The sequence below is a fragment of the Bacillus sp. S/N-304-OC-R1 genome (genome assembly GCF_019749375.1).
Classification (GTDB): Bacteria; Bacillota; Bacilli; order Bacillales; family Cytobacillaceae; genus Cytobacillus.
In genome coordinates, this window is the sequence record NZ_JACWFE010000001.1 from 563,269 (window position 1) to 585,937 (window position 22,669).

Here is a 22,669-nt window from a genome sequence, read left to right on the forward strand (position 1 = left end):
TATGAAATTTGTAAAAAATGATCAAACAGCTGTTTTCGCCCTTGGCGGACTAGGCGAAATAGGGAAAAATACGTATGCTGTTCAATTCCAGGATGAGATAATCTTAATTGATGCTGGAATTAAATTTCCTGAGGATGAGTTGCTGGGAATCGATTATGTAATACCAGATTATTCGTATTTAGTTAAAAATGAAGATAAAATTAAAGGTCTTTTTATTACGCACGGACATGAAGACCATATTGGCGGAATCCCTTATTTATTGAGAGAAGTTAATATCCCCATATATGGAGGAAAGCTTGCGCTAGGCTTACTTAGAAATAAATTAGAAGAGCACGGATTATTAAGACAAACAAAAATGCACGAAATAAAAGAAGAAGATGTAATCAAATTCAGAAAAACATCTGTTACATTTTTTCGGACAACCCATAGTATCCCCGATTCATATGGTATTGTCGTAAAAACACCACCTGGACAAATTGTTCATACGGGTGATTTTAAGTTTGATTTTACTCCAGTTGGAGAACCGGCTAACTTGACAAAAATGGCTGAAATCGGCAAAGAAGGAGTGCTTTGTCTGCTTTCAGATAGTACAAATAGTGAGATCCCTGATTTCACCATGTCAGAAAGACGCGTTGGTGAAAGTATTCATGATATCTTCCGCAAAGTAGAAGGCAGAGTAATTTTTGCTACTTTCGCATCAAATATCCACCGCCTTCAACAAGTAACAGAAGCTGCCGTTTTAAATGGCAGAAAGATTGCTGTTTTTGGCCGGAGTATGGAAGCAGCCATTAATATTGGGCAGGAGTTAGGCTATATTCAGGCTCCAAAGGATACGTTTATTGATGCCCAGCAAATTAATCGCTTGCCATCTAATCAAGTTACAATTTTATGTACTGGCAGCCAGGGTGAACCTATGGCAGCATTATCGCGGATTGCAAATGGAACGCACCGACAAATCCAAATTAATCCTGGGGACACGGTCGTTTTCTCTTCATCGCCGATCCCGGGCAATACTATTAGTGTAAGCAGAACAATCGATATGCTTTCTCGTGCTGGAGCAGATGTTATACATGGTAAGCTGAGTGATATTCATACTTCTGGCCATGGTGGGCAAGAAGAACAGAAACTTATGCTAAGATTAATGAAGCCAAAATTCTTTATGCCAATTCACGGTGAATATAGAATGCAAAAAATGCATTCAAAACTTGCTGTAGATTGTGGTGTGAAGGAAGAAAATTGCTTCATTATGGATAATGGAGAGGTACTTGCCTTAAGTGAAGATACTGCTCAAATTGCAGGTAAGATTCCTTCTGGCTCCGTTTATATCGACGGAAACGGAATTGGTGATATCGGAAATATCGTATTAAGAGACCGCCGTATCCTGTCAGAGGAAGGCTTAGTAGTTGTGGTGGTTAGCATTAATATGAAAGATTTCAAAATTGCTGCAGGACCAGATTTAATTTCTCGAGGCTTTGTTTATATGAGAGAGTCTGGTGATTTAATTAATGATGCCCAAGCATTAATCACTAAGCATTTAAACAAAGTGATGGAGCGCAAAACAACTCAATGGTCTGAAATTAAAAATGAAATCACTGATACACTTGCTCCGTTCCTATATGAAAAAACAAAACGCCGTCCGATGATTTTACCGATTATTATGGAAGTATAATTTGAAAAAGGGTGTAATTCACATAAGAATTACACCCTTTTTGTTTTAGCCCATTACCTTTTTTTCAAAACGATTAATATCAACATCCGCTCCAATTACAATTAAAATATCGTTTAATTGGATAACCTCATGGGCTAAAGGAGAAACAATAATGTCATTTTTTCTCTTAATAGCAACAATATTGATCCCATATTTCGCACGGATATCTAAATCAATCAATGTATGTCCGCTTAGCTTATCATTCGCAACAATTTCAACAATGCTATGTTCATCGGAAAGCTCTAAATAATCAAGAACATTATTAGATACAATATTATGAGCTATACGGCGCCCCATGTCACGCTCTGGATGGACAACATGATCTGCGCCAATCTTTCTTAATACTTTTTCGTGGTAATCATTTTGGGCTTTAACTGTGATTTTATTTACGCCAACCTCTTTTAAAATTAAGGTTGTTAATATACTAGCTTGTATATTATCACCAATCGCTACGATGACATGATCAAAGTTTCTGATGCCGAGGCTTTTAATAACTGATTCGTCAGTTGTATCTCCTACAACCGCATGAGAAGCGATCATAGAAAATTCATTTACTCGATCTTCATCCACATCTATTGCCATGACCTCCATGCCTTCTTCTGCCAAAGCACGGCAAATACTTCCACCAAAACGTCCTAGCCCAATCACAGCAAATTCCTTTTTCACAAATCATTCCTCCAAGCTCTGAAACAATAATTAGATCATTACGTATTATACTCATTCCAGTAATTCTTCAATTGTATTATCACCTATCAAAATTAGTCAAGTTATTTCATTTACATTATTCCTTCACAATCATGACCATTACAAGATCCCCTAGAACAAAAAAAACCAAGCATCCGCTTGGTCTGTTCATAGGATTATTCAGCTTTATTCATTTCATCTAAAACTCTGTTAACACGTTTTTCAAGCATTTTCATTCCGCTTCCGCCTGCTTGGAAATGGCGAAGGCTCCCATCTTTATCAAACACATAATAAGCTGGAACATATTGATTTTCAAATGCTTCATTTAACTTATGCTCACTGTCAACATAAATAGGCTGTGTAATTTCATGCTCTGCTGCTACTTTTTTAATTAATTCAATATCTAGATCATCCTCGGATCGAGGCATATGAACAGCAACAACATTTAATTGGTCTTTATAGTCGTCGCGAAATTTATTTACTTGTGGCATAGCTTCTTTACAAAGGTGGCAGCTAACAGACCAAAAGTGAATTAAAGTAGGCTTTTCACCAACAAGCTGTTCCTTTGTTACTTCACCATTTAGCCATTCTGTTGCACCAGTTAATTCAGGCATTTGTTCCCGTAATTTCATATTTATCCCCCTTAGTAGATAAAAAATTCAAACCTATTTCAAGAAAAGACCTAACAATCGTTAGGCCTTTTCATTAAAATTCTATTAATTATACATTTAATGTCTTTTGGCCTGGTTTCCAGTTAGCTGGGCAAAGTCCGCCAGTTTGAAGAGCTTGAAGTACACGAAGAGTTTCATCAACGTCACGGCCAATGTTGTTGTGGTTAACAACTGAATACATTAATTCGCCTTCTGGGCTGATAATGTATAGTCCGCGAAGGGCAATACCTTCTTCTTCAATTAATACACCGTAGTCGCGAGAAACTACATGATTTGTATCAGCAGCTAACGGATATTTTAAATCTCCAAGTCCGTTGTTCTTACGGTCAGTATTAATCCAAGCTAAGTGAGTATGGATTGTATCTGTAGAAACACCGATTACTTCTGCATCAAGATCTTCAAACTCATCGTAACGGTCTGATAGTGCAGTAATTTCAGTTGGACATACAAATGTGAAATCCATTGGGTAAAAGAAAAGAACTGTCCACTTATCGTTTTTCATATTTTCTTCAAGACTTACTTTACCAAATTCTTTGTTTGGTAAAACTGCATCCATTTCAAATCTTGGCGCTTGTTTTCCTACCATTCTTTCTGGCATATGTAATCCCTCCATCAAATTTATTAAATGAGAAAATGATAAATAATTTCTCACTTATATTCTTATTCACAACTACAATTATAGACAATTACCGTTTTGAAGTCAATATCAAATTGTAATTAATTTAATTAAATATCAATTATAATAGATATAATTACATGATTTGATATGAATCCCATTACATGGTTTGCCCCTTTTTTCTATTATTTAATCAACATATTTAGAGCTTTTCTTTTAGTTAATAATTCCAATAATAAGTCTATCAAAGTTACTTGTGATAATAAAATAAAATGCTTTTTATATTATCACTATCACTCGCTGCTTCTATCTTCATTGGCTTCTTCCTCAATAAATTCCTTTATTAATTCGACGAAAGCCTGTACTTGCTTAAGCTGAAATGCAGACTCATAACCAAGCAGCCAAGTATCCCTTTTTAATGGAAGATCATGTTCATCTAATAGCGGAACTTTAAAGATATTCTTTTCAGCTCCATCTAAAGTGATTGCAGGCAATATCGCATATCCAATCCCGTTAAACGTCATTTGTTTGCACGTTTCTATTTGATCCACGACAATAGTTCTTTTTGGTGCTGTTTTAAAAGTTCTAAGCCACCAGTCTTGAATCTCCTGGAAATAATTAGAGTCACTTTTAAATTGAATAAATGGTCTGTCCGTATTTAAAATTTGTTCAGGAGAGGTAATTTCTGTATCAACTAGATATAGCGGATCTTTGAATAGATGAATTTTGATTCCTTTCCAATCAGGTGTTCCGCGAATAATTCCAATATGTACTTGATCCTCATATAAAGATTTTAAGATTTCACTGCTCCAGCCGGTTAATAATGAAATCTTTGCTTGAGGATAGCGGGTAACAAATTTCTTTAACACCTGCGGAAGCCAGTTTTGCCCTACAATGGATGCTACAGCTATCTTTAAGGTTCCATGTACCTCAGCATTCAAAGCATGAATAGATTCTCTTACCTTTTCTTCTTTAACTATTACCTCATTGATAAATTTAATTACTAGCTCTCCTGCGGGTGTTAAGGACAATCCCTTTTGTGAACGGACAAATAGCTTTTCTCCCCACTCTTTTTCAATCGTCTGCAGACGCTGAGATAACGCTGGCTGAGAAACGAATAATCTCTCTGCAGCCTTTCTCATATTCATTTCCTGAGCGAGGACTGAAAGAAAGTGAAACTCAGATAGTGATGACATATACTCACTCCGTTCTTTTTCTTTTACTATAACTTAAAAACTTTAAAGTTTCATTTTAAGAGAAATAATATTTTTAAAAAAAGCTGTGTTCTCAAACAAAGTTGTTTTAAGAAAAGATAGTGAACTGTTCCTTTCCGCTACAGGCACGCAGCGATCGCGGGGAGGAAGTCGAGCCTTCTCGCTGTACCGTCTGCGGGGTCTCGACCTTTCCTCTACATCCCGCAGGAGTCAAGTGCCTTCCGCTTCAATCCACTCTGTGCTTTTAATATTGTAAAAAGGCAATAATCTTTTAGAAAAGAACCTAACTAAAAAGACTCTGCTATATTATGCAGAGTCCGAGTCTTTCTTTGGTAGAAAAATAATAAGAATAAAGCTAAGTACTGCAAATATTAGTACAGTGTAATACACAGATTGCAACGAAAAGCTTAATCCATCTTGCAGCAATGCTTTCACTCCGCCAGCAAGCTTATTTCTTTCTTCTTCTTTCAAGAGTATATTTGTTGAATCAACCGTCAGATTTTTAGTAGCTTGACCTTTTTCATGGAAATAATACATGATGCGATTGTTTAATATTCCGCCAAGCAACGCAGCCCCAATGGTATTTCCTAAATTCCTCATGAACATATTTGATGCAGTAGCAATTCCCCGTTGATTCCAGCTAACTGTACTTTGGATCGAAACTATAAAGCTTGTTAATGTTAACCCCATCCCAACTCCAACAAGAAAAGAGCCGCAAGAAGCCCAAAGCGGTCCCGCATCTGGAGAAAGTGTTGCAAATACAATACTTCCTAGGATAAGGGATACACCTCCGAGAATGGATGTACTTCTAAATCCAATTTTCAGCAAAAGACGGCCGGCAGACCATGATGCAATTGGCCAGCCTATTGACATAGTGGTTAGTGTAAACCCAGCAACAATTGGAGACCTCTCCATGACGCCTTGAACGAATGCCGGTAGAAAACTGGATATTCCTATTAGTATTACTCCAGTCGTTAAGGAAGCTAAATTTGCAATCAATATTGAGCGCACCTTCCATATGTTAAAAGGCATCATCGGCTCTGGTGCTCTTCTTTCCTGAAGAACAAAAAATAAAAACGCAACAATACTTACTGTCAATAAACCTATTGTATTAGGAGAAGACCAAGACCAATTCGTACCTCCTTCAACTAATACAATCATTAAACTCGAAATAGCTGCTGTTAGTAAGACAGCACCTAAATAATCAATCTCTGGCTTTTTCTTTTCAATGTCTTCATGAAGGAACTTTCCAATCCCGATAATGGCCATAATTCCCAATGGGATGTTGATCCAGAAAACATAGTGCCAGCTAACGTATTCGACTAATAGTCCCCCAATAGCTGGTCCCATAACAGCAGAGATACCCCAAACACTTGAAAGATATCCTTGTATTTTAGCTCTTTCTTCCTTAGTATAAATATCTCCAACGATTGTTGTTGCAATGGGCATGACCGCACCAGCACCAAACCCTTGGATTAATCTAAAGATGATTAGCATCGTCATCGTTTCAGCAAATCCGCATAGTATTGAACCAATTAAAAAGATAATGATACCGGTAATTATGATCGGCTTTCTTCCAAATAAATCTGAAAGCTTTCCATAAATGAGTACTGTTACTGTATTCATAAGCAAATAAGCAGAAAACACCCAGCTATATAAAGAAAATCCTCCTAAATCCCCAACAATTGCTGGCATCGCTGTCGATACAATTGTCGCTTCAATCGCTCCCATAAACATGGCAAGCATGACGGAAGCTAATACTAAAGGTCTCTTTGTTTGTTTTTTCTCATGTATTAATGATTTCTCCATAACCTGTCCCAATCATTCTCCCCCTTAGCTCCCTCTTGATTATCATTAAAAAATATAGCATAAAAGAAACAAGCTCCCAAGCTGGGAGCACTAATTTTTATTACCTTTACGAATATGCTTGTTCAGCTCAATTAAAACTGTTCTTCGAGTAAATATTCCTTCAAAATAGCCTTCTTCATTTTCTATGCACAAAAATGGATTGTCAATTAGCAAGGCGACTGAATCCCGAATAGAAGCATTAATATTTAATCTGGGTATTTTTCGATTCATTACTTCTTCGACACGTTTTTTTTCTAACTGTTCAAATTCAATTCGTTCAAGGCCTAGAATAGAGTCCATAATTAACGGGGTACTTATTAAGCCATGAAGTTTATAATACGGATCAAGCACAGGAATAGCAGTATAGCCGCTTTTTGTTAATACTAAAAGTGCATGTTCCAAATTATTGCCAATTTGAACATGAGCTACCCGTTCTGAAGGTATCATAAAGTTACGGATATTCTTTTCTAAAAATTCCCCGCTGTGAAGACTTATCATCGCCGAAACTCCTCAAAAAAAATTATTATTATTTATCTATTTTTAGTTTAACACAGTTTTGGTTTAGTTGCTCCTATAAAGTACCATTAACAACTAATGCCTTTTCAACCTTTGCTCGTATGAATATCCTTAACCTCATATTGGCAGTGAATACATGTATAAATAACATTCTGATTGGATTGTGCTGTAAGAACCGAGCTTATCTCCGTCTCTGTTAAACATTTCGGACACTTTACTGTAGGAAGCATCTTTTCTCACCTCTATCATATAGGGTGATCTAAATGGCAACAAACCATGACAGAAAAAAGGAACCAATCCGGTCCCTTTTTTCTGTTTTTTTATTGAATTAAGTCAAAAATTTCAATCGTGATCATATCAATATTATCAAATTGATATCTTTTTGGTTTTTCCTTATCATTATAGACTTCCAGCTCAAACATTTCACTTTTCGGCTGGTAAGTAACCTGACATTTTCTTTCGCCATTTACCTCGAAAAACCGTTGCATTGGTTCTCCGCCTGTAGATTGTTCCTGTAAATTTTTTAAACGAGTTAATATCCCTTGAAGCTGTGACATGCTCCCTCTCCTTTCAAAAACCTTAACTGTTACATTTAGGTTTCTCTTTTGGCATGTTTCTATCCTTATTGAATAAATTCGGAAAATTCAGGTCGTACACCTTTCATACCAATATTAACAGCATAAATTAATAACGCCCTATTGTACAAGAAAAAAATATTGATTTTCCCTATTTTTATTTCTGGAAAATGATTCAAAAGGAATGGATACTGCCAATAATACGAGAATCAAATCAGCTTATCTGAAGTGAAAAATATTGAAAGTCACTGATGTTTTCCCTAATATATAGATATTGAAAGTGAGGGATACGCTTTGAAAGAGATTATTATTTACACACAGCCAGATTGCCCGCCATGCGAAATCACAAAAAAATTCTTAACTGAATATGGCTTTTCTTTTACAGCAAAGGATATTAAAAAAGATCAAAAGGCAAGAAATGATTTAATTAATAAATACAAATCATTCTCAACACCAACTATTGTGATTGGAGAAGAGATTATTACAGGATTCAATATCGAGAAATTAAAGGAGATCCTAAATATTACAGAATAAAACCTATTGATACTTGATCTTTCCTGAGGTGCAAAATCCATATTTAATTAATGTTTGTAAGGGACTCATGCATAAACCTATAGTAAGAGAAGACTGAACTATTTTTTCTCTATACATGTTTTCATTATTTATTGCCAATGCAGATGAGTCCTGTTCTTTCTCATTTTGATTTACGATTTCCGAGGGGATATTATCATATAAAAATTCAGCTATTTTCCAAGTTCCCTCTTCATTTGAAAGGAGCACCCCTTCGTAATGACTCTCGTAGGAAACAGGACCTTCATCTGTCTTGGGGAAATATTCAAACAAATAAATTTTGTTTTGCTGCCATACAGACTTTGTCTCATCTGAGTAAGTAAAAAATGGTATATAATATATAGGAAAATCAGTTCCGCATGTAATAAATTGGCCATTCTCCGATATAAGATTTTCTTCTAAAAAAAGTTTTTTTGCACTAGTCGTGAAATATGGGGATAGAATTTTATCAATTTCTTCGATCGTTCTGAATTTCTCACTTAACGAAAATTGTGCTTGAAATGCTGACTGAGAGAATGCAATAACCTTTTCATGATCTGATAAATTATTTTCTGCTCTCGTTAATGTTGGGTATGAAAAAGCTAGAGCTGCCACTATTAGCAATATTTTTTGATAGAACCTTTTCATTTCATCATCCCCTTCTTTTCTTAATAATTCTCATTTTATCAACAAACAAAGGGTCAGAAAGATATTATTGTTCGTAAAATAACTGCACTTTCTGACAGAATTAAGCGTATATAACCTAAATACCCGGTATTTTGACAAAAAATGCTGACGAGAAGTAAAACTATTAAAAATTTTTAAGTAATATTAATGGATAAATAAAAAAGACCTAAATAGGTCTTTTTTATAGCAGTCCCTCATGTTCATATAGAAAGTCATAGGAAAGATCTATAAAGATATAATCAACATTGTTAAGAGGAAAGGAGAAAGTACGAATGGTTTCTCCGGTTTCCATATCTCGATATAAATCCGAAAGAATGCCCTTCTTTTCTTTCCTCATTTTCATGATATTTTCAAAAAAATACGGCCGCCAGCTCCAGTTTTTATGTAAATATTCAGGCTGAAGTGACCAACTATTGTCAGCTTTAAAAATATTTGCCGATTTCTGAACTCCATCTTCATTACAAACATATAGCCTGAAAGCAACATCATTTAAATATGATGAAAGCTCTTTAATTAAATCTTCATATTGAAGCATTTTACGATTTTTCGTCTGCAAAAATTGATTAAGGCGCTCATTAAACTTCTCTGTTACGCTATACAATTTCTCTAGCTTTTTCTTTTCATACGCAATAAACTCATGCCATTTTTCCCCAAGCTTGTCCTTTTGAATACTCCGGTCTACAAATTCTTCAGAAGGCTTGTGTAGATAATAGCCCTGATAATATCTTCCTCCATTTCTCCAGGCAAATTGAAGCTGATAAACCATTTCAATATTTTTAAATAACAGAGTAGCTCCAATTTTTCGGGCTAATAAAGAAATAGAGAGTAGGATATCATGTAGAACATGAGCAGAAGCTGTTGACCGAAGCTCATTTAAATCCACCTTTAAAATATTAGGTGCTATTTGACCAATTCGGTCTAAATGGCTTCTTTCATTTCCCATATTATCAATTGCAATTTTAATTCCATATGTCCTAATATAATTTAGTAAATGATCTAAATGCTCAACATCACCTTTATAAATTCGTTCAGTCGACTCTAAAACGATTCGGTTTAGTTGAATTCCTTTCTCCTTGTATTCAAAAAGAAGTGATAAAAAGGTTTCAGCATCATCATACATTAATAGATCTGCATCTTTATTAATAAATAAGAGAACATCCTCTTCTAATGAAAGCGCCTTCTCAAGTGCCTTCCTTAAAACAGTGTGATCAATTTCCAGCCTATATTCTTCAGGGATGCTTTCATCAAGAAATATAGGTCCCAAGCTTTCGATTTTTTCGCCATTTTTATACCTTCCTAATACTTCATAGCCAATAACTCTGTGTTCATCCGCACTAAAAATCGGCTGAAAATATGGAAAGACATTATTTAAATTAGTTAATATTTCCAGGGCATCCATTTTTATACGCTCCAAATCAATTATTAAAACTCTTCATACTGAATAACAAAATACCGATAAAAATATCGGTATTTTGTTTTTAATTAGATTTATTATATTGGCGAAAAACTTACTTATCAAGTAAAGAAGCTCCTGAAATTCCCGGCTTTGTCATTTCATACGGATCAAGAATTAAATCAAGCTCTTCTTCTGATAACACATCATATAACAAACATAATTCACGAATTGACTTACCATTAATAATCGATTCTCTAGCAATTTCAGAAGCGACATTATATCCGATATGCGGATTAACAGCTGTTAGTAAGCCTACACTTTTTTCTACGTATTCTTTTAGACGGTCCACATTTGCAGTTATTCCTGATACACAGAAGTCTGTAAATACACGGAAACCATTATTCATAATAGAAATAGATTGAAGCAAGTTGAATAATAACACAGGTTCCATTACATTTAGTTCAAATTGTCCAGCTTCAGAAGCAAGAGAAATTGTCGTGTCGTTACCGATAACCTGGAAAGCAATTTGATTAATAACTTCCGGCATTACCGGATTCACTTTTCCTGGCATAATAGATGAACCAGGCTGACGTGACGGTAAATTAATCTCATATAAGCCTGCTCTTGGCCCTGATGCCATTAATCGAAGATCATTAGCGATCTTAGACATATTTACCATACAAATTTTTAATGTTGCTGATACTTCTGTGTATGCATCTGTATTTTGTGTAGCGTCAACAAGATTGCTGGCTGGAACAACAGGAATACCAGATATTTCGGCAATATTCTGCACTACCTTCTCAATATAAAGCGGGTCTGCATTTAACCCCGTTCCAACGGCAGTTGCCCCCATATTTACTTCTAATAAGTTTTCTTTTGATCTCTCAATCCTTTTTATATCTCTTTCAATAACATTTGTATAAGCTCTGAATTCTTGACCAAGACGAATAGGAACAGCATCCTGCAAATGAGTTCTCCCCATTTTAATCACTGAATCAAATTCAATAGCCTTTTCATTAAAGGCATTTTTCATATCATTCATTGTCGTTAATAAAGTTTCCAATGCACTATATACAGCAAGATGAATAGCCGTTGGAAACGCATCATTTGTTGATTGAGCCATATTAACATCAATATTTGGGTTCAAGTGGAAATAATCCCCTTTTTCTTTTCCGAGAATCTCCAATCCCCTGTTTGCAATCACTTCGTTAGTATTCATATTAATAGAAGTTCCAGCTCCCCCTTGGATAGGGTCTACAATAAATTGATCATGTAATTTACCGGAAATGATTTCGTCTGCTGCCTGACAGATGGCTTCTGCTTTTCCTTTATATAAACGGCCAATGCTAGAGTTGGCAAGTGCCGCTGCTTTTTTTACAATGGCCATTGCAATAATAAAATCTTTATTTAATTTATATCCTGTAATAGGAAAATTCTCTACAGCACGAAGAGTTTGTATACCATAGTATGCTTCAACTGGTACATGCTTTTCACCTAAAAAATCCTTTTCAACACGATATGTATTCACAGTAACATCTCCTAATCATCCGATTCTCATGTTTGAGAAGCAGAGCTCCCCACGGGTATAGTATACTACTAATTAAAAAGTTTTCCATAAATAGTTTTATCCTTTTAAAATTGTTTGTCCTTAAAAATAAAATAACCAGCAAGGACAGTCTCTTCTGCCTTTGCTGGTTATAAAATTAAAATGGAAATTGATTGAGCCATTGTCCGCCATCCATTGTAATGCATTCACCGTTAATATAAGATGCGTGATCTGAAAGTAAAAAATAGGCTAATTCGGCAATCTCCTCGGGTTTTCCTAGTCTGCCTAATGGCACACTATTAATTGTTCTAACTGCAGCCTCTTCAGATTCCCACAGCCTTTCTGCTCCTCCTGTCCGTTCAATTGGACCCGGTGCAATTGCATTAACTCTTATTCCATATTTTCTGCCCCATTCTACAGCTAGTGTCCTTGTCATCGATAACACACCCGCTTTTGCTGCAGCAGAATGAATAACACCAGCTCCTGCGTCCCATGCGTATGTAGCAACCATATTTATAATGCTGCCTTTAATCCCATTCTCTATCCAATGCTTTCCTATTTCACTTGTGCAGTAAAATGTTCCATTTAAAACAATGTTAATAACTGAATTCCATCCATTTGCACTTAGATTTTCAGCCGGACAAATAAAATTACCAGCAGCATTATTAACTAAATAATCAACTTTTCCAAATGCTTGAATCGTTTCTTTCACCATATGTTTTACATGCTCTATTTCACGAACATCCATTTGAACTGTCAAAATCTGGCCAGGAAATGTTTCTATTTCTTTCTTTGCTTCCTCCAGCTTATCTAATGTTCTACCAGTGATAACAACAAAAGCATTAGCTTCGGCGAAACGCTTCGCCATGTATTTTCCCATACCGCTTGATCCGCCAGTTACAATTACAACTTTATCCTTCAATGTAAACCCTCCTTAAAATGAATGAGCATTCATTCTTTATTTTATCATTAGTTAATTGAATTTTCTAACACTTTTTATCATATAATCATAGCTAGTGATGCTAAACTCCTAAATAATCTGGAAATCCATCATTCTCACTTCTTTTTAAGAAAAGAGTTTGTTAGTATTAAAAGGAATTAATGTAATTATGAAAATGAATTAGATTGGTTGGTTATCCAAATGCCGAAAAAAGTAACAAGAAGATCCTTTATAAAAAGAATATTCGGCTCAGTTTTAACAATGGCTGGTTTGGGTGGAGGAAGTTATTATTATGCCGGACATATAGAGCCTCGACTGCTAGATATAAATAAATATTCAATCGAAAACAACTCCATCCCCAAAAGTTTTCATCATTTCAAAATCGTTCAATTCAGTGATACTCATCTTGGATTTCAATATGATGAAACACAACTACTGTCACTTATTCAAAAAATAAATAATTATAAACCCGATATTATTTTCTTCACAGGCGATCTAATGGATGCTCCTAATAAATATAAAAAAGGAAATTTAGTTGTTCCTATGCTTAAAAGCCTAAAAGCTCCATTTGGAAAATTCGCTATATATGGTAATCATGATCATGGAGGATATGGGTCGGACATATATCGGTCTATGATGGAAAAAGCTGAATTTACGTTGTTGCAAAATGCAAATCAGCAAATAAAATTTCTTGATGGGAGCAGCATATATATCATTGGTATTGATGATGCCATGTTAGGACAGCCAGACATCAGCAAAGCACTTGAGGGAGTTCCCGAAAATTCCTTTAAAATTCTTTTATCCCATGCCCCTGATTTAGCTGACCAGGCTTCAAAGTTTAATATTCAATTTCAGCTAAGTGGTCATAGTCATGGTGGCCAAATTAAAATTCCATTTATAGGCGCTCTTGTAAAGCCTCCGTTTGCAGAAAAATATCATGAAGGTTTTTATACAGTAGGAAATACTCCCATGACTCTCTACGTCAATCGAGGTATAGGGACTACTCGACTTCCTTTTCGTTTCTTATCAAAGCCTGAATTAACCATTTTTACATTAAAATCTGAGTAAGATATAAAAAAAAGGAAAAGCATCGGCTTTTCCTTTTTTATTTCCTTAAGCAATATTCAGTTATAAACTTCTTCTCAATTTCTTCTGGTGGAAGTGGCCTAGAGTATAAAAAACCTTGTGCCTTGTGACAATTTGCATTTAACAAAAAAACAGCCTGTTCTTCGTTTTCAACCCCTTCTGCAATTACCTCCATACCGAGACTTCTCCCAAGATGAATAATAGTCGTCGTAATGGCTGCATCCTTGTCGTTCGTGAGTACATCTCTCACAAATGATTGGTCAATTTTCAGAACATCAATCGGAAATTGCTTTAGGTAGTTTAAGGATGAATATCCAGTTCCAAAGTCATCAACTGATATGGAAACACCAAGATCTTTTAACCTTGATAAAATAGGGGCTGTGTCATTTGTATCCTGCATAGCTCCTTCGGTTATTTCAATCTCTAATAATTTTGGATTAATGCGATATTTTTCAATTGATTTTTGGATTATCCGCAGTAAGTTGTGCTGCTGGAACTGCTTCGGAGAAATGTTAATCGCAATTGTAAAATTCTGATTAAAGGTTTGTGACCAGTCTTTAATTTGTTTACAGGCATTATCAATCACCCAATTTCCGATTGGGATGATTAATCCAGTATCCTCTGCAAGTGGAATAAAATCTCCCGGCGAAATAAATCCGAGTGTTTGACTATTCCATCTTAGTAATGCCTCAAAACTATTAACTTTTTTAGTCTTTAAATCGATTTGAGGCTGATAATGAAGCAATAACTCATTTCGTTCAATCGCCTTACGCAAATGTGTTTCCATTTCAACAACATTTTTTAGAATGGAATTCATTTCAGTCCGATAAAACTGATAATGGGCTTTCCCCTTTTCTTTTACTCTAAACAATGCTTCATCTGCATTTTTTATTAATGTCTCTGCGTTATTTCCATCATTAGGGTACATGCTGATGCCGATGCTTGGAGTAATATAATATTCTTGTGAACTTAAATAAAATGAACGAGAAAATTTAGACAAAATACTTTGAGCAAATCGGCTGGCTTTTTGTCTATCTGTATTTGGAAGGAGAATAATGAATTCATCCCCTCCCTGTCTGTAAACCGTACAGTTTTTAAATTCAGACAGCCTATTGGCTACTTTCTTTAATATTTCATCGCCTAAAATATGGCCGAGGGTATCATTTAAATATTTGAACCGATCTAAGTCAATAGAAAGCAAAGCAAATTGGATTCCAGCCTTTTTTGAACTTGTAATATGATTCTCTAAATCTCCTAATAATGCTCTTCTATTATATAATCCTGTCAATTGGTCATGAAAAGCCATATATTTGATCGTTTCTGCATTTTCGGCTTGTTCAGAAATATCCCGAATTATGACATAGATCCCTACTATTTCATGATTGACGACAACCGGCGCCGTTTTAAAATGGACTGTTAAATAATAGCCTTTTCTATGAACAAATCGGCAATCTAGCGTTTCAATAGGATAGCCATTTTTTGTTTTGTGAAAGTGCATTTTAATATCTTCCACATCTTTTTCATGTATTAAATCAAAAATTGAACGATTTTTTAATTGTTTTTCCGACAATCCTGTTAATTTACTCCCAGCTGGGTTAACTTCCAAAATAATACCTGATAAATTAACCGTTAATATACCATCTAAGTTATGGTCTACAATTGATCGATACTTTTGTTCACTTTCTATTAGGCGCTGCTTTTCTAATAATGCAGTTGTAATATCCCTTGTAACTGAAACAACATAGCGAACTTCGTTTTGTTCATCGAATACCGGGGTTAAATACGACTCTCCATTCATCTTGCTTCCATCAGAAAGAATGACTTCATCAGAATAGCCAATTGTTTTTTTCACTCGAAGAATTCTTAAATATTCTTGCTGGAGCAAGAATGCCGTTTTAAAAGGAAGCACATCTTCTAATGACTTTCCAACAAAATTAGCAGGTAGTTTTGCATGCTCAAGTCCTGGTTTATTTGCAAAGAGATATGTAAATTTCGGACCTGGCTCTACCTTCATTATAAAAACCATATCCTTAATATGTTGAAAAATAATGTCCAGGATAATGCCCTCAACTTTATTGGTAATATTCAAGCTATTTAATTGTGAAGTTAATAATTCTTCAATATTTTCCATCTAATTCATCCTTATACTTTTTCCGTTCATTTCCTGAACTAAAAACTTGTATATGTCAGAAGAAATCCTGAACGATTCCTTTATAAACATTGTTTTACAAAAAGATCAAATTGCTTACAAATTTCTCCCATTGTTTTTTCATTATAATACAAAAATACAAAAAAGACATTCTTGATTGTGGAACATTTAGCAGATTATTGTCAAAAGAATGTTGAAGCCAGTTGTCCTAAAACTGGCAAGAATTGAACTAAAAAACATCGATTATTTAGCCAGCTATACAGAATACAATAATAAGAAAAAATAATTTTCTTATTGTTTGTATTATTTATTGCTTTTTATATCCTCCTACATGTATCATATTGATATATCAATACGATATATCAATATGATACATGTAGGAGGAATTTCATTGTCAGTCGAACATACAATACTCTCTGTATTAAGCTTTTGGCCAAGTTCGGGCTACAATATTAAATCAGAGTTTGAGCATAAGGCAGCTGGTCTTTATTGGGGTATGAGCTATGGCAGTATTTATCCGAAGTTAAAAAAGTTGGAGAAGGAAGGTTATATATTCCCCATTGAAAAAGAGGAAGATGGACGAAAAAAGAAACTTTATGAGCTTACTCCTAAAGGTTGGCAAGAATTTGAAAACTGGCTCCGTATGCCCGCAGCTTATCCGGTTATAAAAGATGAATTATTAATGAAAATGTCAACTTGGCATGAAGATATGGACGATCATATTTTAATTGCTCATTTACAGAAAAGAAAAGAAGAAACAGAGGATATATTAAACTTTGTAAAAGAGTGGCCAACGAATGGGTATTCTTATATAAGTAAAATCGGAAGACTTGCCATTAATTATGCGAAATTACGTCTAGAAGCTGAGTTAGCATGGATTGAAGAATCAATTTTGGCGATAGAAACTGGAGAATTGCCAGCAGAGCAGGATCACAATAACAATACTGAAAAACGACTTAATCGGCGCAGAAAAGCAATCGATTCTATGGAGGAGGAATAATTTTTATGGAAAACGGCATGTTTAAGCCTCTAAAAATCCGCTCATTTCGATCTCTTTTCGGTGCCCAGCTATTTTCTGATTTAGGTAACTGGCTAGATTTAGTTGCTCTTCAAGTAATTGTAGCCTATCATTGGGGACTTGATGAGACCGCCATTGCAGCTGTTATAATAATGATCGGACTTCCGTGGGTTATTATTGGTCCTTTTGCAAGTGTATTTGTTGACCGTCTTCCGAAGAAACAAATAATGATTATCTGCTTAATACTCCGAATCGTATTTGTGATCGGGCTGTTTTTTGCCCCAAATCTTTATTATTTACTGCTATTCGTTTTTCTGAAAGGAACAGTTGCGGCACTTTATGATCCAGCTAGACAAAGTATGATTAGGCTGACCGTCCCTGAAAGCAAGCTTCCTGAAGCTGTAACATTAAGCCAGCTGTCAGTTAATACGATGAAAATTGTTGGACCTGCTCTTGGTGGAGGCATTATTACGCTTTTCGGTGCCAAGAGCCCCTTCTTATTTGAAGCTTGCGGTTTTTTTATTGCAATCCTCTTTTTAATTAGTATGCCGAAAGCAGATAAAAACGGTAATAAAGACAGCGAAATTAATCTTAAATCTCCTCTTAAGAAAAACAGCTATTGGAAGGATTTAACGGCAGGAATTCAGCATATTAGAAATACGACATTACTAAAGATTTCAATCATATTATCTTCTGCAGCCTTTTTTATTATTTTTTTATATGATGGCCTTTTTGTATTCATTGCACAGCTATTAGGATTCACGAGTGGAAACTTCGGGCTCCTTATAAGCGGTGTAGGCTTTGGCAGTGTAGTAGGTTCACTTTTGTTAGGTAAATGGACACATTGGAAGAATAAGCCAATTCATTTCATGTCAGGTGCTTCCATGTTAAGCGGAAGTTTAATAATTATGGTAGGATTAGGGAGTTTCGGCTTCATCCAGCTACCAGTTTTTCTATGGATCTTCGGTGCCTTTTTACTAGGTTTATTAGGCTCAGGTGAAGCTGTCCCTTATGGATATGTTTTACAGTCTCAAACACCTCAGCCATTAATGGGCAGAGTTTCATCTGCTGCAATGTCATTACAAACTTTCTCGATGCTAATTGCTCCTGCTGCAGGAGCTCTACTGGCGAAAGTGGCAGGAGTACCAACTGTATTAATTGGAGCCGGTATTGCAACTTGCTTATTAGGAAGCGTTGTCCTATTTCTAATTTTTCGAAAAAGAGATCTGCATGCAGAAAGTCATTTACAAAAAACTTCGATGTAAGAAAAATTTTTATTGTTTTATTTCCGTAAAACTGGAATTTATCATATGATTTATTTTCATTTTTTTGAAAAAAGGGGTATAATAGCATTATACCCCTAAATATCTGAAAGGAGTCATACTATTGAATTCTGATAAGAACGACAATCCTCATAATTTACATCCAACGGTTGAAAGCCTCTCACAAGCCATCTTCACGGTTAATCGCCATGCAAAAACAGCGACAAACCCAAAGTTTTTATACAAATTAAAACAAGATGCTTTGCAAAAATTAATTAGAGAAGGTAAAGCAAAAAAGGTTGGCCTGCACTTTTCTAGTAATCCTAAATACAGTCAGCAGCAATCAGATGTTTTAGTTGTTTGTGGAAAATATTCATTTCATTTGCCGCCTACTAAGACTGATTTTGCAAAATTACCTCACTTAGGTAAATTAAATGACCAGATTCGCAATCCAAGATCCTCTCTTTCCTTAAACCAAGCGAAAAAGCTTCTTATTGCTTATACTGGATTAACTGAGGCAACAGACTTTTCAGCAACACACAAAAAACGTGCATATGAAAAACCAATATTTAAAAAACTAGGAGAAAGTTACTTTTAATAGAAAAGCTAGGTTCCAAATATTCATCGGAGCCTAGCTTTTTTATAAATATTTATCTCTATAGAGCAAGCTCATCAATAAGTAGAACCAGCTCTGCAATTTCAGGTTTACTTACTTGAGCATCTGCTCCAACCATTTGACCCTTGTGGCGGAGATCATCCGTAATTAATGATGAGAAAATAATGACAGGAATTTTGGAAAATTCGCTATTGCTTTTAATCCGTTTCGTTAGGTGATGACCATCCATTTGAGGCATTTCAATATCGGTAACAATTAATTGAACCTCATCAGCAATATTTTTTCCACTCTGGGCTAAGCCTTCTAAATAGTTTAATGCATCTCGCCCATTTTCAAAAAACTCGATGTATTGAAAACCTGCCTCCTTTAAAGTATCATGCAGCAGTTTTCGAAGGAGCGGTGAATCCTCAGCCACCACAAGTCTTTTTGCAGAACGCTCCCGCTTACCTAATTTTTGAACCTGCTGTATATTAATCCCCGTCTCCGGATTAATTTCTACCACAATTTTTTCAAAATCTAATAAAAGAATCATTTCTCCATTAAGCTTAATAACACCAATGATCTGGCTTTCCGGTCCTTGATACATCTCAGAAGGCTTTTCTATTTGGTCCCAAGAAATACGGTGGATTTGTGTTACGCTATGTACATGGAATACAATTTTTTGCTTATTAAATTCTGCTACAATAAATTTGTCATTCTGAGGATTAGATGATGCGGAAAAGCCTAGTGCTGCTGCTACATTAACAACTGGAAGCACTTCACCGCGCAATTCAATAATTCCTTCTACATTTTTATGTGCATGTGGTACTTGGATCACTGGTACAGGATTAATAATTTCCTTCACTTTGATTACATTAATGCCAAACTTATTACTCCCTATACCAAATTCAACGATTTCTAGTTCGTTTGTACCACTTTCTAATAATATCCCCTTTTTATGTTCCACTCAAGTTTCGCCCTTCCTTTATATGAAATGAACATTTATATATTTAACTATATCATGAAAAACGAATTAATCTTAATAGATTTTAATAGATTTAATGATTAAATTTCCATTATTCAACTAAAAAAATAAAAAAGCAAGCAAATGCCTGCTTTACATGAATCATTTTTACCTTACTGCACCTATAGCTTGAACAACTTGTTCTTTATGATGCAGATCATGCTCAATAAAATCTTTAAAATAATCTTTAATAGTCAGCTGATGATCACCAATATAAAAAGAAGTATTTAATTCTTCTTCTTTCATTTGTTCCAAGATGGAGAGAAGTTGTGTCCTGATGGAAAGTAATTCATCAATTACTTGTTCTTTAGAAACTTTTTTTGAATATTCTTCTGCATCGTCATTTACCCTTTGAAAATCTGGAAACGAATTAAGCTTTGCTCCTTCTTTGAAAAACGGAAATCTTTCATTAAGAGAGTACTTATCCCAGAAGAGCAAATGGGCAATAACAGCACCAACCGACCACTTTCCTTCTGAAATCGGTTGTTGCCAATCCTCTTGATCAATATCTTTTAATGATTTGATCCATTCTGAAAAGGATGTATGGTGATTCTTTATTTCTTGAAAACTCATAATAATAGCCCCCTTTTTATTTTTACATAATTCGTCATTTCATATAGAAATTCCTTTCTAGATAAAAAAAAGCTGCACTAATTTCAGTGCAGTTTTTTTTGATTCTTATCATTATTTCTTTATAACAATAGTTCCAGCGATTAAATCATGAAGTGATTGTTTTTTTTCTGTAAATGCAGCGATTATATATCCAATCAACAAAATTCCGGATAAAAACGACATCGCTAGATATCTTCCTAGTGCTCGCCAAAAAGAAATTCGGTCCCCTTTTAGATCAGTAACCTTTAAGCCTAAAAGTCTCTTTCCTACTGTTGCCTGCCATTTTGATGAATGCAGTCCTGCAAAGTACGCAACAGCTCCTACAATGTTAATGAGAAATGACAAACCAAGTGCACCTAAATAGGAGCCCAAAAATAAGAATGCTTGTTCATCAGATATATCAGTTGCAGAAGGATCAGCTAATAATAATTCAAGTGCACCTGATGTTCCAAAAAAGATCATAAATATAATTATAGTAATAATAGATAATGGCAACCCAATTATTATGGAATCAATTAGATAAGCTGCAAATCGAATCCAAAATCCGCCGTATTCCTTTCTTTCCTCATAAGGCTGCTTTTCTAAGATTGTTTCCACCAAATAACCTCCAAATGTATATATTAAAATGTCAAAACAAATAGATCTTTTTCTATAGTAAGCCCTTCTAACATTATACTCAATAACTTCTAATATTTAACACTACTAAATTACCATTTTATTGGCGTTTGAATTAAAAACTTGTAGCCTGTTTCTTCAGTTTTCTGGCATAAAATTACGGATATTAAAAGGTGAGCCTTTCTGGCTCACCTTTTTCATTACCCTTTATATTTTCCGTTATTCTTTGAGGCTTTTTCTTTTTTAGCTTTATCTTTATGAATCTTATTCGTATCCGTACTGCCCATTTCATGTGCAAATTCCGTATTTAAGACAGCAGAATCAAAACCTTTTTTGTTTTTTTGCTGTGGATCATTTTTCTTAGTTCTCTTTGCCACTTGAGTATCCCCCCTTATTGTTACATCACTCATATTATTGATTACAGAGGGGGTATTTATTCACTTCTGTTCCCAATACTTATATAGTGCCTGAGTGCCGCAGTTTTCCTCTCCGGCTTGGGCAAGCTGCGCATACATCTTTCTTGCTAGTGCTAAACCAGGAGTGTTCATTCCCAATGCTTCTGCTTCCTGTAAAGCTATGTTCATATCTTTAATAAAATGTTTTATGTAAAAACCCGGTTCGAAATTCCCATTGATCATTCTAGGTGCTAAATTCGATAGTGACCAGCTCCCGGCTGCCCCTGTCGAAATACTTTGAAGAACCGTCTCTGGATTTAACCCAGCCTTCTCCGCGTATACAATTGCTTCACAAACACCAATCATATTAGACGCAATGGCAATCTGATTACACATTTTTGTATGCTGCCCTGAACCTGCGTTTCCTTGATAAACAATATTAGTTCCCATCAAACGAAAAATTGGCTCCATTTCAGTAAATGCCTCTCGCTCTCCCCCAACCATGATTGAAAGCTTTGCTTCTCTTGCTCCAATATCGCCTCCTGAAACAGGTGCATCCAAGGCAAAAATTCCTTTTTTTCTTCCTTCTTCATAAATACGCTTAGCAAGTGTAGGAGTTGATGTAGTCATATCAATAACAAATGAACCTTCTTTACCGTTAGTAATAATTCCCTTCTCTCCTAAATAAACTTCTTCAACATCTGTCGGATAGCCAACCATCGTTATGATTACATTTGCCTTTTCAGCAATCAATTTCGGAGTATCTGCCCATTCAGCCCCCATTTCAAGTAAATCTTCAGCTTTTGATTTTGTGCGCGAATAGACGATTACTGGATAACCCGCATTTAATAAATGCCCTGCCATACTTTTCCCCATAACTCCAGTACCAATAAAGCCAATAACGGTATTCTCACGTAACATATTTAATAACTCCTCTCTCACTCTTTATGTATATTATTACTA

The 22,669-nt window shown here is 35.2% G+C and carries 23 protein-coding genes; 6 read left to right on the forward strand and 17 right to left on the reverse strand.

Going from position 1 to position 22,669, the window contains the following annotated elements:
* Position 1: 1 nt before the first annotated feature.
* The gene (gene rnjA / locus H0173_RS02790; RefSeq protein WP_221844387.1) at positions 2 to 1,669 is read left to right on the forward strand and encodes a ribonuclease J1; all 1,668 of its coding nucleotides are present in this window, start codon (positions 2 to 4) and stop codon (positions 1,667 to 1,669) included.
* A 45-nt stretch (positions 1,670 to 1,714) separates the two neighbouring features.
* Here rnjA and H0173_RS02795 read toward each other — a convergent pair whose 3' ends face one another.
* From H0173_RS02795 to H0173_RS02825, 7 genes are all read right to left on the reverse strand, one after another.
* Entirely contained in the window at positions 1,715 to 2,374 is a 660-nt protein-coding gene (locus H0173_RS02795) for a potassium channel family protein (protein ID WP_221844388.1), read from the reverse strand.
* Positions 2,375 to 2,568: 194 nt separating this feature from the next.
* Positions 2,569 to 3,024 carry a TlpA family protein disulfide reductase gene (locus H0173_RS02800; protein ID WP_221844389.1) on the reverse strand — a complete coding sequence of 152 codons (456 nt, stop codon included), beginning with the start codon at positions 3,022 to 3,024 and terminating at the stop codon, positions 2,569 to 2,571.
* An 88-nt stretch (positions 3,025 to 3,112) separates the two neighbouring features.
* Positions 3,113 to 3,661: a peroxiredoxin gene (locus H0173_RS02805; RefSeq protein WP_221844390.1), complete on the reverse strand. Its 549-nt coding sequence runs from the start codon at positions 3,659 to 3,661 to the stop codon at positions 3,113 to 3,115.
* A 311-nt stretch (positions 3,662 to 3,972) separates the two neighbouring features.
* Positions 3,973 to 4,875 carry a transcriptional regulator CcpC gene (locus H0173_RS02810; RefSeq protein WP_221844391.1) on the reverse strand — a complete coding sequence of 301 codons (903 nt, stop codon included), beginning with the start codon at positions 4,873 to 4,875 and terminating at the stop codon, positions 3,973 to 3,975.
* A 324-nt stretch (positions 4,876 to 5,199) separates the two neighbouring features.
* Positions 5,200 to 6,702 (reverse strand): MDR family MFS transporter, encoded by a 1,503-nt coding sequence (locus tag H0173_RS02815; RefSeq protein ID WP_221844808.1) that lies wholly within the window; start codon positions 6,700 to 6,702, stop codon positions 5,200 to 5,202.
* A gap of 90 nt (positions 6,703 to 6,792) precedes the next feature.
* The gene (gene cbpB, locus H0173_RS02820) at positions 6,793 to 7,239 is read right to left on the reverse strand and encodes a cyclic-di-AMP-binding protein CbpB (protein ID WP_221844392.1); all 447 of its coding nucleotides are present in this window, start codon (positions 7,237 to 7,239) and stop codon (positions 6,793 to 6,795) included.
* A 338-nt stretch (positions 7,240 to 7,577) separates the two neighbouring features.
* A complete protein-coding gene (locus H0173_RS02825) occupies positions 7,578 to 7,814 on the reverse strand; it encodes a YkuJ family protein (RefSeq protein ID WP_066289674.1) in 237 nt (78 codons plus the stop codon).
* Positions 7,815 to 8,126: 312 nt separating this feature from the next.
* Here H0173_RS02825 and H0173_RS02830 point away from each other — a divergent pair, with 312 nt between their 5' ends.
* The gene (locus H0173_RS02830; protein WP_221844393.1) at positions 8,127 to 8,366 is read left to right on the forward strand and encodes a glutaredoxin family protein; all 240 of its coding nucleotides are present in this window, start codon (positions 8,127 to 8,129) and stop codon (positions 8,364 to 8,366) included.
* 3 nt (positions 8,367 to 8,369) lie between these two features.
* Here H0173_RS02830 and H0173_RS02835 read toward each other — a convergent pair whose 3' ends face one another.
* The 4 genes from H0173_RS02835 to fadH form a co-directional block, all read right to left on the reverse strand.
* Positions 8,370 to 9,029, reverse strand: a complete 660-nt coding sequence (locus H0173_RS02835; RefSeq protein ID WP_221844394.1) for a DUF3993 domain-containing protein — start codon at positions 9,027 to 9,029, stop codon at positions 8,370 to 8,372.
* 220 nt (positions 9,030 to 9,249) lie between these two features.
* Positions 9,250 to 10,467, reverse strand: coding sequence for an EAL domain-containing protein (locus tag H0173_RS02840; protein ID WP_221844395.1), 1,218 nt, complete (start codon positions 10,465 to 10,467; stop codon positions 9,250 to 9,252).
* Positions 10,468 to 10,576: 109 nt separating this feature from the next.
* Positions 10,577 to 11,992, reverse strand: coding sequence for an aspartate ammonia-lyase (aspA, locus tag H0173_RS02845; RefSeq protein ID WP_221844396.1), 1,416 nt, complete (start codon positions 11,990 to 11,992; stop codon positions 10,577 to 10,579).
* Between the two features lie 175 nt (positions 11,993 to 12,167).
* Positions 12,168 to 12,932 carry a 2,4-dienoyl-CoA reductase gene (gene fadH, locus H0173_RS02850; RefSeq protein ID WP_221844397.1) on the reverse strand — a complete coding sequence of 255 codons (765 nt, stop codon included), beginning with the start codon at positions 12,930 to 12,932 and terminating at the stop codon, positions 12,168 to 12,170.
* Positions 12,933 to 13,151: 219 nt separating this feature from the next.
* Here fadH and H0173_RS02855 point away from each other — a divergent pair, with 219 nt between their 5' ends.
* Positions 13,152 to 14,018 carry a metallophosphoesterase gene (locus H0173_RS02855; RefSeq protein ID WP_221844398.1) on the forward strand — a complete coding sequence of 289 codons (867 nt, stop codon included), beginning with the start codon at positions 13,152 to 13,154 and terminating at the stop codon, positions 14,016 to 14,018.
* A 37-nt stretch (positions 14,019 to 14,055) separates the two neighbouring features.
* Here H0173_RS02855 and H0173_RS02860 read toward each other — a convergent pair whose 3' ends face one another.
* On the reverse strand, positions 14,056 to 16,167 hold the full coding sequence (locus H0173_RS02860) for an EAL domain-containing protein (protein ID WP_221844399.1): 2,112 nt from the start codon (positions 16,165 to 16,167) through the stop codon (positions 14,056 to 14,058).
* A gap of 409 nt (positions 16,168 to 16,576) precedes the next feature.
* Here H0173_RS02860 and H0173_RS02865 point away from each other — a divergent pair, with 409 nt between their 5' ends.
* From H0173_RS02865 to H0173_RS02875, 3 genes are all read left to right on the forward strand, one after another.
* On the forward strand, positions 16,577 to 17,185 hold the full coding sequence (locus tag H0173_RS02865) for a PadR family transcriptional regulator (RefSeq protein ID WP_221844400.1): 609 nt from the start codon (positions 16,577 to 16,579) through the stop codon (positions 17,183 to 17,185).
* 5 nt (positions 17,186 to 17,190) lie between these two features.
* On the forward strand, positions 17,191 to 18,468 hold the full coding sequence (locus H0173_RS02870) for an MFS transporter (RefSeq protein WP_221844401.1): 1,278 nt from the start codon (positions 17,191 to 17,193) through the stop codon (positions 18,466 to 18,468).
* 121 nt (positions 18,469 to 18,589) lie between these two features.
* A complete protein-coding gene (locus H0173_RS02875; protein WP_221844402.1) occupies positions 18,590 to 19,063 on the forward strand; it encodes a YkyB family protein in 474 nt (157 codons plus the stop codon).
* 58 nt (positions 19,064 to 19,121) lie between these two features.
* Here H0173_RS02875 and H0173_RS02880 read toward each other — a convergent pair whose 3' ends face one another.
* From H0173_RS02880 to H0173_RS02900, 5 genes are all read right to left on the reverse strand, one after another.
* The gene (locus tag H0173_RS02880) at positions 19,122 to 20,027 is read right to left on the reverse strand and encodes a chemotaxis protein (protein ID WP_221844403.1); all 906 of its coding nucleotides are present in this window, start codon (positions 20,025 to 20,027) and stop codon (positions 19,122 to 19,124) included.
* Positions 20,028 to 20,192: 165 nt separating this feature from the next.
* Complete coding sequence (locus tag H0173_RS02885) at positions 20,193 to 20,657, reverse strand: DinB family protein (RefSeq protein ID WP_221844404.1); 465 nt, start codon at positions 20,655 to 20,657, stop codon at positions 20,193 to 20,195.
* 111 nt (positions 20,658 to 20,768) lie between these two features.
* The gene (locus H0173_RS02890; RefSeq protein ID WP_221844405.1) at positions 20,769 to 21,293 is read right to left on the reverse strand and encodes an RDD family protein; all 525 of its coding nucleotides are present in this window, start codon (positions 21,291 to 21,293) and stop codon (positions 20,769 to 20,771) included.
* 218 nt (positions 21,294 to 21,511) lie between these two features.
* Positions 21,512 to 21,688 carry a hypothetical protein gene (locus H0173_RS02895; protein WP_221844406.1) on the reverse strand — a complete coding sequence of 59 codons (177 nt, stop codon included), beginning with the start codon at positions 21,686 to 21,688 and terminating at the stop codon, positions 21,512 to 21,514.
* Positions 21,689 to 21,748: 60 nt separating this feature from the next.
* Complete coding sequence (locus H0173_RS02900; RefSeq protein WP_221844407.1) at positions 21,749 to 22,627, reverse strand: NAD(P)-dependent oxidoreductase; 879 nt, start codon at positions 22,625 to 22,627, stop codon at positions 21,749 to 21,751.
* Positions 22,628 to 22,669: the final 42 nt, after the last annotated feature.